Origin of the sequence: Wandonia haliotis (genome assembly GCF_039523435.1) — a bacterium.
In the GTDB taxonomy this organism is placed as follows: Bacteria; Bacteroidota; Bacteroidia; order Flavobacteriales_D; family Crocinitomicaceae; genus Wandonia; species Wandonia haliotis.
The window spans coordinates 39,064-54,352 of sequence record NZ_BAAAFH010000003.1 but is presented as its reverse complement, the minus strand read 5'-3'; the positions used below and the strand labels follow the sequence as shown (position 1 = coordinate 54,352).

12 protein-coding genes are annotated in these 15,289 nt (G+C 37.5%); 2 read left to right on the top strand and 10 right to left on the bottom strand.

The window, feature by feature from the left end:
- The first annotated feature begins 169 nt into the window (after window positions 1-169).
- Complete coding sequence (locus tag ABDZ97_RS00745; RefSeq protein ID WP_343784064.1) at window positions 170-1,780, top strand: T9SS type A sorting domain-containing protein; 1,611 nt, start codon at window positions 170-172, stop codon at window positions 1,778-1,780.
- A 50-nt stretch (window positions 1,781-1,830) separates the two neighbouring features.
- On the opposite strand, the gene ABDZ97_RS00740 is transcribed toward ABDZ97_RS00745, so the two are convergent.
- From ABDZ97_RS00740 to ABDZ97_RS00725, 4 genes are all read right to left on the bottom strand, one after another.
- A complete protein-coding gene (locus tag ABDZ97_RS00740) occupies window positions 1,831-4,080 on the bottom strand; it encodes a T9SS type A sorting domain-containing protein (protein WP_343784062.1) in 2,250 nt (749 codons plus the stop codon).
- 310 nt (window positions 4,081-4,390) lie between these two features.
- The gene (locus ABDZ97_RS00735) at window positions 4,391-5,716 is read right to left on the bottom strand and encodes a hypothetical protein (protein ID WP_343784060.1); all 1,326 of its coding nucleotides are present in this window, start codon (window positions 5,714-5,716) and stop codon (window positions 4,391-4,393) included.
- 22 nt (window positions 5,717-5,738) lie between these two features.
- On the bottom strand, window positions 5,739-6,038 hold the full coding sequence (locus ABDZ97_RS00730) for a hypothetical protein (RefSeq protein ID WP_343784058.1): 300 nt from the start codon (window positions 6,036-6,038) through the stop codon (window positions 5,739-5,741).
- Between the two features lie 390 nt (window positions 6,039-6,428).
- Window positions 6,429-7,616, bottom strand: a complete 1,188-nt coding sequence (locus ABDZ97_RS00725; protein ID WP_343784056.1) for a glycosyltransferase family protein — start codon at window positions 7,614-7,616, stop codon at window positions 6,429-6,431.
- Between the two features lie 162 nt (window positions 7,617-7,778).
- Between ABDZ97_RS00725 and ABDZ97_RS00720 the strand changes: the two genes are divergently transcribed.
- Window positions 7,779-8,990 carry a glycosyltransferase gene (locus ABDZ97_RS00720; protein WP_343784054.1) on the top strand — a complete coding sequence of 404 codons (1,212 nt, stop codon included), beginning with the start codon at window positions 7,779-7,781 and terminating at the stop codon, window positions 8,988-8,990.
- Here ABDZ97_RS00720 and ABDZ97_RS00715 read toward each other — a convergent pair.
- The 6 genes from ABDZ97_RS00715 to ABDZ97_RS00690 all read right to left on the bottom strand — a co-directional run bounded on the left by ABDZ97_RS00715 (window position 8,983) and on the right by ABDZ97_RS00690 (window position 15,280).
- Complete coding sequence (locus ABDZ97_RS00715; protein WP_343784052.1) at window positions 8,983-10,092, bottom strand: glycosyltransferase family 4 protein; 1,110 nt, start codon at window positions 10,090-10,092, stop codon at window positions 8,983-8,985. The genes ABDZ97_RS00720 and ABDZ97_RS00715 overlap by 8 nt on opposite strands.
- Complete coding sequence (locus ABDZ97_RS00710; RefSeq protein ID WP_343784050.1) at window positions 10,089-11,177, bottom strand: acyltransferase family protein; 1,089 nt, start codon at window positions 11,175-11,177, stop codon at window positions 10,089-10,091. Before ABDZ97_RS00710 ends, ABDZ97_RS00715 begins: the two co-directional genes overlap by 4 nt.
- A gap of 285 nt (window positions 11,178-11,462) precedes the next feature.
- Window positions 11,463-12,662, bottom strand: a complete 1,200-nt coding sequence (locus tag ABDZ97_RS00705; protein WP_343784048.1) for a glycosyltransferase family 2 protein — start codon at window positions 12,660-12,662, stop codon at window positions 11,463-11,465.
- Window positions 12,655-13,353 carry an LbetaH domain-containing protein gene (locus ABDZ97_RS00700; protein ID WP_343784046.1) on the bottom strand — a complete coding sequence of 233 codons (699 nt, stop codon included), beginning with the start codon at window positions 13,351-13,353 and terminating at the stop codon, window positions 12,655-12,657. The genes ABDZ97_RS00705 and ABDZ97_RS00700 overlap by 8 nt, the downstream gene beginning before the upstream one ends.
- The gene (locus tag ABDZ97_RS00695; protein ID WP_343784044.1) at window positions 13,340-14,194 is read right to left on the bottom strand and encodes an NAD-dependent epimerase/dehydratase family protein; all 855 of its coding nucleotides are present in this window, start codon (window positions 14,192-14,194) and stop codon (window positions 13,340-13,342) included. Before ABDZ97_RS00695 ends, ABDZ97_RS00700 begins: the two co-directional genes overlap by 14 nt.
- A gap of 3 nt (window positions 14,195-14,197) precedes the next feature.
- Window positions 14,198-15,280 (bottom strand): acyltransferase family protein, encoded by a 1,083-nt coding sequence (locus ABDZ97_RS00690; RefSeq protein WP_343784042.1) that lies wholly within the window; start codon window positions 15,278-15,280, stop codon window positions 14,198-14,200.
- Between the last annotated feature and the right edge of the window lie 9 nt (window positions 15,281-15,289).

Below are 15,289 nucleotides of genomic sequence, written 5' to 3'. Positions count from 1 at the left end.
TTCAACAAAAAGGTAACAATCTGTTAATTTGTTAACGTTTAGATTATTAGTGAGAAATTTTTGTCCAGAGAGAGGAGATATAACTATCTGTAGAATCAGTGAAGTGATTTTTAAAATTATTTTTGCGTAAATAATTGATAATATTACGATAATAAACCAGGTTAATTTTATGAAACATTTAATCAGCTTACTCTTATGTGCTTTTGTAACAGCACTTGCTACTAGTCAGACTTTTCCTGCAACAAATTCTTTACCGATTGATCTTGATAATGGTACAAGTTATTCCGGATGTGGTACACCGGGAACCAAAGCATTCAATTTTTCAGTAACAGGGGTTGGTGTTTTGAATACATCAGATCTTCAACTGGCAGAAATACGTCTTAGGTTAAGTGCAACATGTGGTGGAAACTTAAGTGCTGTCTCTTGTTATATTAAGTCTCCTTCCGGCACTTGTGTACAGATTGCTCCACAGATGGGAACAACATCCAATTATACGGTTGCTCCGACCAACCGCATAGATTACCAGTTTCGGAACCAGTCATCCTGTTTAAATAAAGCTCCGGATTACTCAAGTTTTCCAAGTTCCACAGCTACAGCTTCAAACGGGAGTGGTAGATTTGGGGTCTTTTCTACAAGTGGAGATATCGAAACAGCTTTTGCCGGTCAGAATGCAGATGGTATTTGGACGATTTATTTTGCAGAAAGTACGACCTCGGCTCCTTGTGTTACATTAGCGGAGTTAGTATTTGGTGATCCTTCGTATGAGGAAGCAAGCGGATTGGGTAATCAATGTGTAAATGCTATAAATTGGACAGGGGGTCCTTTTTGTTCTACAAGCTCAGGAATGTCCGGAAGTTCGAATATCCCGGGAATGAATTCCTCGGGTTCATTTTCTTCTTCTTTTGGTTGTTCCTGGAATAATTCGAATGATAATACGGTTTGGGTCGCATTTCAGCCGACAGAAACAGAAGTCTGTGTAAATTTAAGTGGTCTGACTGACAACCAACAGTCTATTGTTGTTCAGGACCCAAATACAGACGGAGACGGAAATGCTTGTACCGGAGCAAATGGGGGGATGTACTGGAATGTAGTTTCCTGCCCGAGGGATAATATTTATTCGGCTGTTACCGGAACAAACAGAAACCAGACGCATTGTTTTACAGCTACTCCGGGTCAGACCTATTATCTGGTAATTGACGGTAATGGAGGAGCAACTTCACCATTTTATGTTACAGGGTTGGCAGGTCTTCCTGACATTCTTCCGGTTGCTTTACATGCGTTTAGTGGTGAATGTGTGGGAGAAGGAGTTCTACTTTCCTGGTCGGCTCTTACAGAATTGAATAATGATTATTATAGTATTGAGTATAGTGAAGATGGATTGAGTTGGGAAACCCTAGTAACAATCAAGGGAGCAGGAACAACCAATCATACGCAGGAGTATAGTTGGTTGGACAGGAAAACTTCTGATTTTGGATATTATCGTTTGTCCCAGACGGATTATGATGGAACACACGTAGTTCTTAAAACAATAATTGTGACCTGTAATAATAGCGATGGGATTGAAATTGTTCCGAATCCGAATAACGGAACATTCAGAGTGGTTGGTTTGACAGAAGGAGATCAGGTGGAGATTATTGATCCAGTAGGAAGGGTGCTGGAAAGGAAATCTGCAACGACGAATTTCTCGCAGCATGAAATTCAAAAACAATCAGTTGGTGTATATGTTGCACGTATAACGACAGGAAAGCTGACGTTAACGAAAAAGTTTGTTATAAGATAGATATAACCGGGATTCAAAAAAGGGAGGTGATCATTCACCTCCCTTTTTTTCTATTCGATAATCAGTCTTTCGGAAAAGACCTCATGCTTTGTAAGTATCTGAACAATATATATACCTGAGGCAAGTCCTGAGACGTCAAAGTGCGTGCTTTGCATTCCTTTTTTAACTTCTACGACTTTTTCCAGCATCCTTTCACCTCTGGAAGAGTTGATTAGAATCGTATACTCATCCTGTACTGAAGCTGTGTATACGACGTTTACTGATTCTTTTGCCGGATTGGGTATCAGTTGAATTGATCCGTCTGTATTATTACGAACGACTGATTCGGTAGAGGAGTAATCTCTGGTTCCCTGAAAATCTACTATTTCAAGGCGGTAATAACTGATATGCGCGTATGGTTCGGGATCTGAAAAATGGTAATACCGTGTTGTATTTGAATTTCCGGCACCTTTAACCATTCCGATATTCTCAAAGTGTATACCATCGGTTGATCGCTGGACAACAAAATAGTCATTATCCTGTTCAGTAGCTGTTTCCCATTCGAGAAGGACTTCACGTTCCAGGTTTACAGCATCGAACTTTGTAAGTGTTACAGCTAATGGACAGGTGATATCAAAAGTCGCTGTTCGGGTTGTTCCACAAGCGTCGGTAACATCTGCAGTATAGGTAGCACCGGAACTTGCATTACTAACTGTAATGGTTGGAGTTGTAGCTCCTGTACTCCAGGAGTAGGAATACCCGGGAACTCCATACTGTACAGTTGGATCTAATGTTGAATTACCAAGGCAATTGGATGATACGACAGCGGTATATCCATTCCCCGTGGATGTATTTCCTAGTGTTTCAAGAGATCTTCCCTGAACAGTTACCTGCCATTGATTAAGAGTAATGCACCAACTGGAAGACCAGTTACATTGATCTGCTCCACCAAAACTAGGACATCCGGAGTTTCGATCGAGGTTAAAGGAAAAAGAAAGGGTTTGGTTGGAGCAGGAAGGTGTATAACATTGTGCTAAACTTTGTGTTCCTGACGCAGCAAAGGGAAGTGTCGGGTTCCATGTTCCCGGATTTGAGCACCCGGGTGAACAGTTCCAGATTCCGGTAGCAGGAGATCTTCCTCCACAGTTGCTGGTGATACTCACTTGCGCTTCACCTGTATAGCAAGGCCAGTAGCCATAGTAATACCAATTATAGAAACACTCATCAGCGTAGATAGACCATGCTGCGGAAAAATCCCATGGAGTAGAACCTCCCGGAAAGTTTACATTTAGTGTTGAACTACACGATGCAGGAGATTCTAATGAACCTATTACGCCTACAGCTGAGTTCACAGGACCTACAGCTGTAAATAGTGGGTCAATTAGTAATGGGTAGGTAAGTTCAGGATTGTGAAGAAAAGTTGCATCACAGATAAATTTAAGATGGTTCTCATCGTTAATGTAGGGATGAATACTGGCAAGTTCTTTTGCCTGAGATGCATCAAAAGACTTAACAGCACCAATTTTTAAGAAAGGAGTTTGATCAGAAGAACGAACGAGTAGTTTCCCTCTATGGTTTTCTGTATCTTCAATTAATTCGAAATCATTGTTAAAGCCTATTTCATCTGTAAACTCCAGTTCTGTGTAAACAGGTTGTTCCGTAAGAATAAACTCTGTTTTTATTTGTCCTTTACTGAATAGAATACGTAAATCTATCTTTGGAAAGATATTCTCGATCAGAGCCCCTTCATTACCGACCTGAATAGCTTCCCAGTTTGCACTAAATGTTTCTTGAGTCCCATCAGGTAGCGTAGCAACAAGCGAATAGTTACTGAAAGAGAATTCTTGCCCGTCAATGTAAATTACAGCATTTTTATTCAGTGTATTCAGTTCTGCCGGATACGGTTGTCGCTCGGCTTTATATACTCCGTTTTGCGATGGACTCAGGTAAGGATGGATAGCAACAAGATACCCGTCTTTTTCGAAATTAATTGGTGTTGCAGCTTTTTGCACATAGAAAAAAGTTGGGTCATCCAAATCAATGTAGTAGCGTTCATCAGCGGTTCGTTTACTAAGATCTTCCACGACCCTTTTCCCGTATGGAGCATCAACAGGTAGCCTTCCGAAGTCGGGGTGATTTGTGTATTCTGCCTCATTATATTTCAGACCGTCTTCTCGCGAATATTTTTTTTCGGGTTGAAAATCAAATGATTGTTCGAAATTAGATACAAGCCCGTGCGCTTTTTTTTCATCCTGTCCGAATACGTTAAAACAGGTCCATACAAAGACCAGTAAAAACACTGAAGTAATGTTTTTTCCCATAGCAATAATAAATTTTGGTAAACAGTAGCATAACCTTAAAAGGTCAAGTCAATTCATTTTACATAAATAATAGTACAGGGGCATAATAATTTTTAGCGTGGTGTTAAGGCTAAATTAACACGTTAATTAATTATGAACAAATTTTTTAACAAATTTCTGTTTTATAAGTAGATAGCGTTTGATCTTAGATAAACCTTTATGCCCTGATAATGCTGGTCTGGCTGAAGATTCTTACAGGAATCGGATATAATAAAAAAAACCACCTTCTATAACTTAGAAGGTGGTGTAAAAGAGTATATTTATAGACGTACTATTGTACTTTCTTTTGAATACTTCCGTCTGAATAATATTCAATTACCATTCCGCGGTAAGTTTCGTTTACCTCCTGACCAAACAGGTTAACTCTCTTGGTAATTGTCTTTGCTTCTTCCTGATTATTCAGTGATACGATTCCAAGAAAATCTTCGCTACCGTCATAGTCGTACTGGAATAATCTGTAGTACTGAACAGTCGTCGTCTGAACGCGATGTGTACTTGTATACGTTTGTTTCGTAGAAGTGGTTCCTGCACCCGGAATGCGATCAATTTCTGTCCAGACTGATCCGTCTGCCGATGTTTCCAGGACAAAATAAGCATTGTCTTTTTCAGAAGCCGTTTTCCAGGTAAGAATATTTTCATTCGGAAAGCTCTCTCCCTGAAAACTAATCAACTCAACAGGGAGTTCAATGGCTGTACACCCCAATGCACAGGTTCCGCTCCAGTTCAATTGATACGGACGTCCACTGTTTGACCAGTTGTCTATCAATAGGATGTATACATCACCACTATTTGCTTGGATAGGGTTCGACCATCGGTTGGTTGAATATCCTGGAAACTCATAGTCGCTCGTAGCAGATGGATTCATACCTGTTAACGGTGCGTTTGCTGAAGTATTACAACGCAATGGTGCTTCTGTAGGGCTACAGTTTGCAGCAGCCGTTGCGGCATTATAGGGTCCCCAGATTGCCCAGTCATAGTCGTCACTCGGGTCTTCGGGAGAGATGGTCATCTCCAACGTACCTCCTGATTGAATATAGACATAGAACCAGGTAGATTGATTCTCGTCTACCATGTCACATCCTGAATTCGCTCCCGAAATTTCCTGTATACCTGCACCATTCGAGTTGGCATTAATAGTAGAGCTATTACATACCAGCTGAGCCCCTTCACAATCACGTTGAGAAGTCGGACAGGATGTACAACGTATGGTAGTTCTTGTGTTCCTGTCACTTTGCCCACAATTCGAATTCGAACTATAGTGGATGTAGTGTGTACCACTTGCTACTGCTGTCCAGCTTAAAGGTGCAGCTCCATAGGCAACAACCGGGCCACCGGGAGATCCGGATCTAACGGTAATATATCCGGATCGACTCATATCCGAAAGATAGGTGCGACCACTGGTAACACCTGTTAAGGTATTGTACTCGTATCCGCGCCAAAGGTTACTACTTATTTGAACTTCGATATTTTCTGTTGGTGCTGCGGAAGACCCGTATGCAGTTGCGTTCTGACATTGCCCGAAAGCTGTTTCCGAAGGCACAAAAAGGATCGCAGAAACCAGACTGATTACTAAAAGTAATCGGTTAAAAATGTTCATGATGGTTGTTTTAAATGATTGATTATTCTTGTTCTTCTTCCGGACGATCCAGTATTTGGAAGCTCTTTAGTTCGTAATCGAAGAACGTTACAATTTGATTGATTTTCTCTTCACTGTACAATTCCGAAGACTCGAAGTAAAAACGATTGTTTTCAATACTTCGTTTTCCGTAAGTCAACTTTTGAGAGATAAATGAATAGGCCTGCTTAGGGCTTGATTCATTGAAAGATGATAACTCCAGTTCATATTTGTATTGCGCAACAGAAAAAAGCGGCAGCATACAAATAGCTATTACCAGTAAGTTTTTAAACAATTGATTCATGGTGGTTAAATTTTTGCGGTGCAAAGGTATGAAATCAATTTTTTTCTAACAAAGCTTTTTAACAATTAATTTAATAAACAATTAATTTTAACATAAGATTGAAGGAGTTTATCGGGTAGAAGCCCTGTTTTATCTGGGGTGTTGTTCTTTGATCCGAGAAGTGAAAATTTGATAAACCTGATATGGACTCTGGTTATAGTTTTTGTGAGAGATATAGACAAACCCTTTTGTTCTTTAGAAAAGGTATAAAAAATATTTCCGTATCCTATTTCGTTTTTCGGATGGCGATAGGTAATTGTGAGTGGGTAGTATGAGTTTTAGAGCTGTTCTATCTCTAACTCCGCTCTGGTACTGTAGCCTTTGTCGAAAGAGAGCTGATCAAAACCGAAATTAAACCGATGTAATGCTGTCCAACAACTCACCCAATACCTTCGTTTGGTGACGACGACTATATTGGTTACGCATTGCAATTGTGCCAGTGTGTGTAGTTAAGGTCTCGTTCATCCGCTTTTTATGTATGAGTTCTGTCAAAACAGAAATACATTCATCTATTGATTGCACTGTATGACCAGTAGCAGTTGTGGTAACCATTTCTTCAATAACGTCGCTGTCTGTGGGACAAACCAAAATGGTACGTTCCAACCCAATGTACTCAAATAACTTACTGGAAGGTATTCCTTTAATATTATTATGCGCAACCATTAATAACACGTCCGATCGCAACTGCAAGTCAATTACCTCTTCTTTTGGTAAACGAGCGGTGATAAAAATGTGTGCTTGAATGTCTTTGGTCAATGCTTCTACTCGCATTTTTTGGACTGGATCATATGCCAATCCGGGAAAATGAACTTCAATGGGTAATACCTTATCGTTGCAACGAATCACACTTTTGACAGCTTCCAAAAAGACTTCTATTGGTTGACTGGCATATAAACTTCCATTATAAGTGATACGGAAAATATCTGATTCGGGTTGTGGACAGGGATTTGGCAACTCAAAATCATAACCATTGAGAACAACATAACCTGGACGTTTTACAAACTGCTCGATTTTTTGTACATAGTATTGAGAAACAGAGGTAATACAGACCGCTGTACCTACCCATTTTTTTTCGCTGTGTGCTTGTAGTTTAGCAATAAGTCGTGACGAAGCATACGGCTTGACTTCCAATTCGGATGTATTCCAATCATCCCGGTAATCGGCAATCCATTGAATGGGATGTCGTTTTTTTAGATGATAGCCAAATGAAAATTGGTTGAAGGGATTTCCTGAGATAATGACTTGTTGAATGGATCCATCTTCGGACAGTAACTTGTCCGCATGTCTGTATATGTTTCGGTGTGGAATAAAGCGCATTGAAAAGTTCTCCATGATCAGCTCCAATGCCGTGAAGAGTTTGCTTAATCCTTGAAGCTTAGTGCCTGATAAGCGTGTGAAAATTCGATCTCTCAGCCCGGGTTTGTAGGGAACATAATGCACCTCGTGTGTCCCTCTTTTTTCTACTTGTAATGAGGTGCCGCTAGAATACAATACATCTTCCGATTGCTCTATGCGCTTATCCCAATTCCGTGTAACCACAATTGGATAATATCCACTCTCATGCAAATACTTCGCCCATCCAGCGACACGTTGCGCTGCCGTTAGGTTACAGGGGGGATAGAAATAGGATATGAGGAGAATTTTTTTCAAGCGACTAAATTAGTTTGGTTACCTTTACAAAGGTAAAACATCAGGCTAAAGATGAACAAAAAATTGGTGCTAATTACGGCCGGATTTCCATTTGGAACACACGAAACGTTTTTGGAAACTGAAATTGCATACTTGTCCGAGGGTTTCGAACAGGTGACAATTGTTACTGTCGACGCTACTTCGACTGAACAACGACCAGTACCATCCAATTGTAATGTTGTTGCTTTGACTGCTCAATTATCAGGGGTTGAAAAATGGTTGAGTATCTTAGGTATACTAAACAGATGTGTGTGGCAAGAATTCAACATTATCAACAACATCTACCATCAACGTTTAACGTTAGGTAAACTCAAGACTATGCTCATTTCTTTAGCACGAGCAAAAAAGATACGACGCAAGTTGAATAAACGAATCCTACTTAAGCATAACACCGTTTTGTATTCCTATTGGTGCGACGATGCTGCGCTTGCTATAGCCATGTTCAATAAATACAATAAGGTGGTAACTGTTTCACGTGTACATGGGTGGGATTTGTACTTTAATGTTCACGCGTTAAACTATTTACCTTTTCGGCATTATATAACCAACCAGCTGAATGCTGTTTATCCTATTTCTCAAAAAGGAAAGGATTATATAACTGAAAAATGGAAGGTTTCAAACCCAAGCAATCTTATTCCCTCACGTCTTGGTGTTTCAGCACAGCGCAAAGTCATACCTTCCGGGACTTTTACGTTGGTAAGTTGTTCGAATCTTATTCCACTTAAACGTGTTGAATTGATTGTCGGAGCATTAAGTTATATCCATGATATTTCATTAGTATGGGTGCATTTTGGGGACGGTCCAGAAGGGGAGCGATTAGAACGATTAGCGAAAGAACAGTTGAGACCAAACATAACGTGCATCTTCAAAGGGCATATATCGAATGAGGCATTGATGGAATGGTACAGAGAAAACAGTCCTTCTTTGTTTATTAATGTTAGTTCCTCTGAAGGAATTCCTGTTTCCATTATGGAGGCGATGAGTTTTGGGATACCTGTTATTGCCACGAATGTTGGAGGAAACGGGGAGATAGTGAATGATTCCAATGGCAAATTACTCTCAGATCATCCTTCCACACAAGAAGTCGCTGAAGCTATTTGTGAGTTTTTTGATTCCAGTATAGCTGAAGCTAAAGGTGAAGCGGCTTATTTGACCTGGAAGGAAATGTATAATGCGGATGCTAATTACAGGGAGTTTGTTAAAACGTTACAAAATATTACATAGCAGAATATTTGATCATTAACTGTGTAGCATAGTGTTCGATATCAAACTCTTTTGCAAAATGCTGCGCTTGTTTTCCCATTTGCTTTCGTTTATCTTCATGCTTCAACAGGTATTCAATTTTATCAGCCAAATATTCGGGTTTGGTGGACGTCACTAGGAATCCGTTTTCTCCATCGTGTATCAGATCACGGTTACCTCCGCCATCTGTACACACAACAGGAAGACCGGCGGCCATGGCTTCCAGGATGACTAAACCAAATGGTTCGTAAAGAGCTGTGTGGATATAAACGACGGAGTTTTTCAAAAATCGTTCAGGGTCATCTACATTACCATGAAATAGAATATGTTGCTCAAGGTTCAGCTTTTTAGTTAATTCTTGAAGCTTTCCTTTTTCTGACCCGTCTCCCAATAGATTTAACCGGATGTTAATTCCACGTAGAACTAATTCTGCCACAACCTGAATTGCAATGTGTTGTGCTTTTTTCGGTACTAAGCTTGCAATCATAGTAAGTTCATTTGAACGCTGACTTTCAGGAGAAGCATGAAAACGATTGGTCTCTATGGCATTGAGTAGTTTAACCTTTTGTACCGACCTTGGAAGAACCTTGTTCATGTATTGATAAGTATGTTCCGAAATCCCGATGTAACTAACTTTATGTTGTTTTAATGCTTTAAGAATGATTCGTTTCTCAAAAAAACTGGTCAGCTTTTGCTTATGGAGTAATGTGCGCCACGAAAAGTTTTCAAACTGTACCATGTTGTCGTGAAAATGCACAACTAAATGAGCCGAAAAATGCAGGTGACTCACGACCATTAATGCTTCAAATAAGTGCACATGGATTACATCGGGTTGAAAGACTTCTAATTCTTGTTGTAAGTGATTGATTTCAATAGTCGATTTTCCGCTAATAGAGGGAGTTACTTTAGCCGGAATGACCTTTCGGTTAAGCGCATTGGTTAGAAAAGAATAAGCATTTTCTGGATATAGATTAATGAGTAATACCTCGACGCCTTGTATATTCTGAAGCGCTCGGCAGGTATCGAGGCATAAGCGCTCGGCACCTCCTTTATTGAGGTTAGGAATTACATGTAATATTTTCATTGTTTAGAAAAATGCTCTTTTAATCTTAAAAAATAACTTTCCATATAACGGTATGAGAAGATACTAACAATAGCACTCAAAATTAAAGAGATTATTGGTCGAAAAACAACTGCCATCCAAATTGATTCGTCAAATTTTAGGATGGTTACAAAAAGTGTGTAAACAACAAAATTACAAATCACATGGTATAAATAGAGACCGTAAGTGTATTTACCCATTCTTTCGAGTAGAGGTATTTTTTTTAATGCACCTTTAGTACCATAGCATTGCTGCAAAATAATATATGAGATCAAAATAGCAATTATAGGGATAAATAAAAATGAACTATAAATATACAATGATGTATATATAGTTAATAAAAGGAGTAAAAATACAGGTAACAATGTAAAAACGGAAATATTGGTTATTTTTCGGACAAAACCCTCATAATGGTAAGCAATATATGCTGCAAGTGCTCCTATTCCCAAGTATGAAATACAATATATAAGATTTTTATTAGAAAGTTCAAAGAATGAACTTAAGAAAATAGAACTTGTAATTATTAGTAATATTCCCCAGAGAAAATTTTTTTTTGGTAACAAGACAAATATTAAAGGCCAAATTAGGTAAAACTGTTCTTCAACACTTACAGACCATGTTGGACCAAGTCCAATACCGAAGGGTAAAGTGCTAGCTTGAATTTGATCAATATTACTTAAAAAGAAGGTATAATACCATGGATTGGCTGTTTCTGGGTACTCAGAACCAATTAATGCACTTCGGACTATAGGGAAAACAATAAAGCCAATAACAAGTACAAGATAATACACCGGCCAAATTCTTAAAATACGTCTTATATAGAAGTTTTTTATACTAAAACGATTGTTTTTTTCTACTTCACGAAACATTAAATAAGTAATTAAAAAACCACTCAAAACAAAAAAAATGGGAACACCGAAACTAAATAATTCATTAAATTTGATGACCCCTTTAAATACTTCGTGATTTAATATTTCAGGTGATTCCGAATAAAACCCATGTGCCATAAACGTTGATAGAAACGCAATGGTTCTGATGCTGTCTAGATTATCGAAACGAAAAGCCACTTAATTAGTAAGTTTCATTTATTATTTGACGTGCAATATTAAGGTTTAAAGTGCTTATGTTTATAATAATGACTAATTTCTTTGATTCATATATTTGCACCTCTATAATCATCAATTATTGAAAGAAAAATTAGAATGGCATACTCCGGCTTCTATGACATGTAAAAATATAACTTGCAATAAGTAAAGGGGCTAAATGATATTTTGGTGAAAGCGAAAAATACAAGTCTCAACAATAGGAAATAATACCTAAGAAAAGTAGCTAACTAAAAAGCATAATTTGTATTATGTTTTATTAAATCCTGCTGCGTGAAATACATCTCTAAATACAAAAGGAAATACTTTATTCATGATACTCTTCTTCGAAAAACGCACGGCTAAAAAATCACGGGTATGATGCGATAAGCGTTTAATTTTATCGTGTTTTATAGCCTCATTATTGATTTTTAATTCATTCAGAGCAGCTTCTTTGACTGTTCCCATATCTAAGGCTACAGGAGTGTTTAGAAGACCTTCTTCCCAGGCATCAGTAAAATATTTGAAGCCTTCATCGTCTAATCCTTGATTGCGTTTAGTTAAGATTTCAAAATAATTCACTTTGAAATAATTAAACCAGTTCAGGTTACCTCGTGTAGGGTTGTTGGTTACAACATCTTGTATTGTTAAATAATCTATAACAAGCAAGTTATATATAACCGGAGCTTTTATCGGCACATGCTTATACGGATCCTCATACCCCAATGAATCCATATAGGATTGAAATTTCCCTGCCCCAAAAATTCTACCGTTACTGCTTCGTTCACCTTGGGTAAGTATGATTTTTTCGCCTATATACACGATCTCATCATTCAAAGCTGTATTGATAAAAAACGAAGAATAATCTGGTGTTGTTACACCCTTTGTGTTGAAATAGTGGCCAAATTCATCACGTACCTTTTTGGCAAATGAGTTTTTGTACATCCCATTTAAGGTCTTTGGAAAGAAAATATCATATGACTTTTTAGAAAATAGATTTTCGTTCACGAAATTAGACACCAAATCACTTGATTTCCATTGTTTGGTTTTACCAATAGCATTGCACCAACCCATTTTATGATTGACCTCATCGTACATTTGAACACCAACAGAAAAAGCATTGATATTGGGGTATTTTTGTGCATTGTTTTTTAATTTTTTCAAAGCACCTTGATACAAAACTTTTCGGTCTGCAAGCAGTATAACATACTGACCTAATGAGTGACTGGTTGCAAATTCCCAATGATCTATCATTTTCATTTCCTCACTAGGCTTAATAATTCTCACCTGAGGTACGGACTCAAACTCTTGCAAAACAAGTTGCGTTTGTTCGTCATTATGATTATCCGAAATGATTAATTCAAAATCTGTGAAATCTTGCCAGAGGACACTCAGTATTGCATCTCGAAGTAACACAGGGCGATTTTTTGTTGGTATGACAACACTAAAAAAAGGAGTTTGATTAGCCATAAACAAATGGGGGTCTTTCTTCTATACTTTTTGTATTAGGTCTTGTAAATAGTGAAGGGGTAGACCCAATTACTATTTTATTGGCATCAATATTTGTGTTTATAACTGTTGAATTAGCCGCAAAGCATACATTGTCTCCAATAATTGAATCACCAAGAACACTTGAGTTCGCGTACATGATTGTTTTGCCTGTAAAGGTCGGAAATACTCCTTTATTTAGACAACCAACCGTACATCCTTGATAAGCAATAAAATAGTCCGAAAATGTTGCTCTGCCAATAATGGTGCCAAGTGGGTGTACTAATAGAAAAATATCAGGTAAATGTGACGTGTAAAAAATATCTACAGCATGTAACGCTTTATTTAAATAATATAACTTAGTTGATAGATGCTCCTCTTTTGTTTCCCGGTAATAGAAATTGGAAAGCATATACAAATACATGCAGTATTGGTCACTTATGAGATGGTTAAATTGTGTAACCCCGTCAGTGTGAAAATACTTTTTTCGGATATTTTGAAAACAGTAAAAAATACGTTCTTCTGAAATTTGGATAGCTTTTAGAACCTCCTTTTCAGAAACAGGTTGGTTGTCTGGAAAAAAATGATTCAATTGTTGCGTAATGTACACTGCTAACTGTTCATTATTTAATGAACGAATCGTTTTTAACAGGTCAACCTCAAACTTCTTCATTTAAAATCCCTCTCATCTTATTATTAATACCCCAAAAACATACTGGTTCATAATCAGGGTATGGATAGACACCTAAATTGAGTTGAATAGATGAATCCATTTTTTTAATAAACTCTTCCGCTAAAGTACGAATTTTGATAGGTTTACCACTAGCACAATTTATAATTCCTTGTGCATTTTGATTTAAAGCAATGCGTGCAATATATTCACTAACTTTTTGAACAGGTAAATAATCTCGTTCTTGCTCTCCATCTGACATATCAAAAGTCTCGCGTTGTTCGATAATTGCTTGATGCAGCTGGGGTAAAAAAGACTTCCTGCTTTGCCCTTCTCCAAACATATAAAATAGTCTTATCCAGCAGGTTCTGTTTACAAAACTGGATTCGATCTGTTCAGTATACAATCGTAGTTCATTTTTTGCAATGGCATAATTTACAACAGGACAAACTGGCATCTCTTCGGACAAACCACCTTCTTGAAGACCATACTCGAGACATGTTCCAATATTGATTAATCGTTTGATTTTTAATGTTGTAAGTTGTGTGATGAATTTTTTTTGTTGCTTGAGGTATAGGTGTATATGATTGTCAGATTTGAAATCGGGCAATCCTTGCCAGGCCAAGTGAATTACCACATCAGCGTCCTCAAAAAAACATACAGTCTTTTCGTCCATGTCGTCTCCTATAGAAAATGCATGATAGCTGACTTGTGAAAACCAGTCCATTTCCTTTGCTCTTCCCCAATTACTTGAAGTTGCAAATACTTCAAGTTTTCGATCCAATAAATCACGAATCAAATAATTTCCAATAAAACCTGTCGCACCTGTTACAACTACTTTCATATTCTATTTATTCAAAATGCGATTACGAAGATTTAAACAGTATTTTTCGATAGTATTAAAACTCAGGTAACTCAATCCAATTGTTAACACAAAACTGAGTATTATAAATAGTAATTTAAACAAGAGTGAATTCCACGAGAATAAGTCCCACTGAGTAAAAAAATACATCACAACAAATATTACAATGGAATGATACATATAAGAACCGTATGATATCTTACCCAAATAATCTAATCCTTTAATCGCTGACACTTTGAATAACGAATTCTTTGCAAAAACTTGTTCTAGCATGATGAAAGTGAAAATCAACGGGTTAGCAATATAAGAATAAGGTGGTGGTAAATATAAGATCAGCGAAATCGAAACGATATAAGCTACAATTAAAAACCATTTTGGGAGCTCTTGTATTATTTGAATAGGTTTTGCATATGAATACGTCCAATAGGCCACAATTGCGCCTAACATAAATTCGGGCAAAACACTTACTGTATGTAACATTAGAACGATGTAAGAATGCCTGTTCAAATAGATAAAACTATAAGAAACCAAAAGAATGAATACGAACAAGTATATATAGCGTTTTGGTTTTAAAGACAACAACAAGAACGGCCAAACCAAATAAAATTGTTCTTCAATTGCAATAGACCATAACGGCGCTAAAATCATTGAATTTTCTATGCCACTGGATGCTAGTTGGATTTGGTTGAAGTTAGCGCCTAAAAAAAGATGTTGTAAAACACTTTCGTTTGTAGTCTCACCAAAAATGATTGGAATAACCATAAAGCCAATGATACACACAATGAAATACAAGGGTAGAATTCTAAAAATCCGTTTAACAAAAAAGGCTTTAATGTTTAATGATTTTGTTGCAAACCGCTCTTTGATCAACAAATAACTAATTAAAAACCCACTCAGAACAAAGAAGAAAGAAACTGCTGTCCTTCCGTGTTGGAAAACCACATTTAAAAAGGAGAAACTATCCGTTTGATCAAAATGAAACTGTGGTCCTAAATGAGAAAGAAAAACAAAAAAAAATGCAATGAACCGAAGCGAGTCAAGGTTTTGGAAATAAGTAACTTCTTTCATATTTCCAAG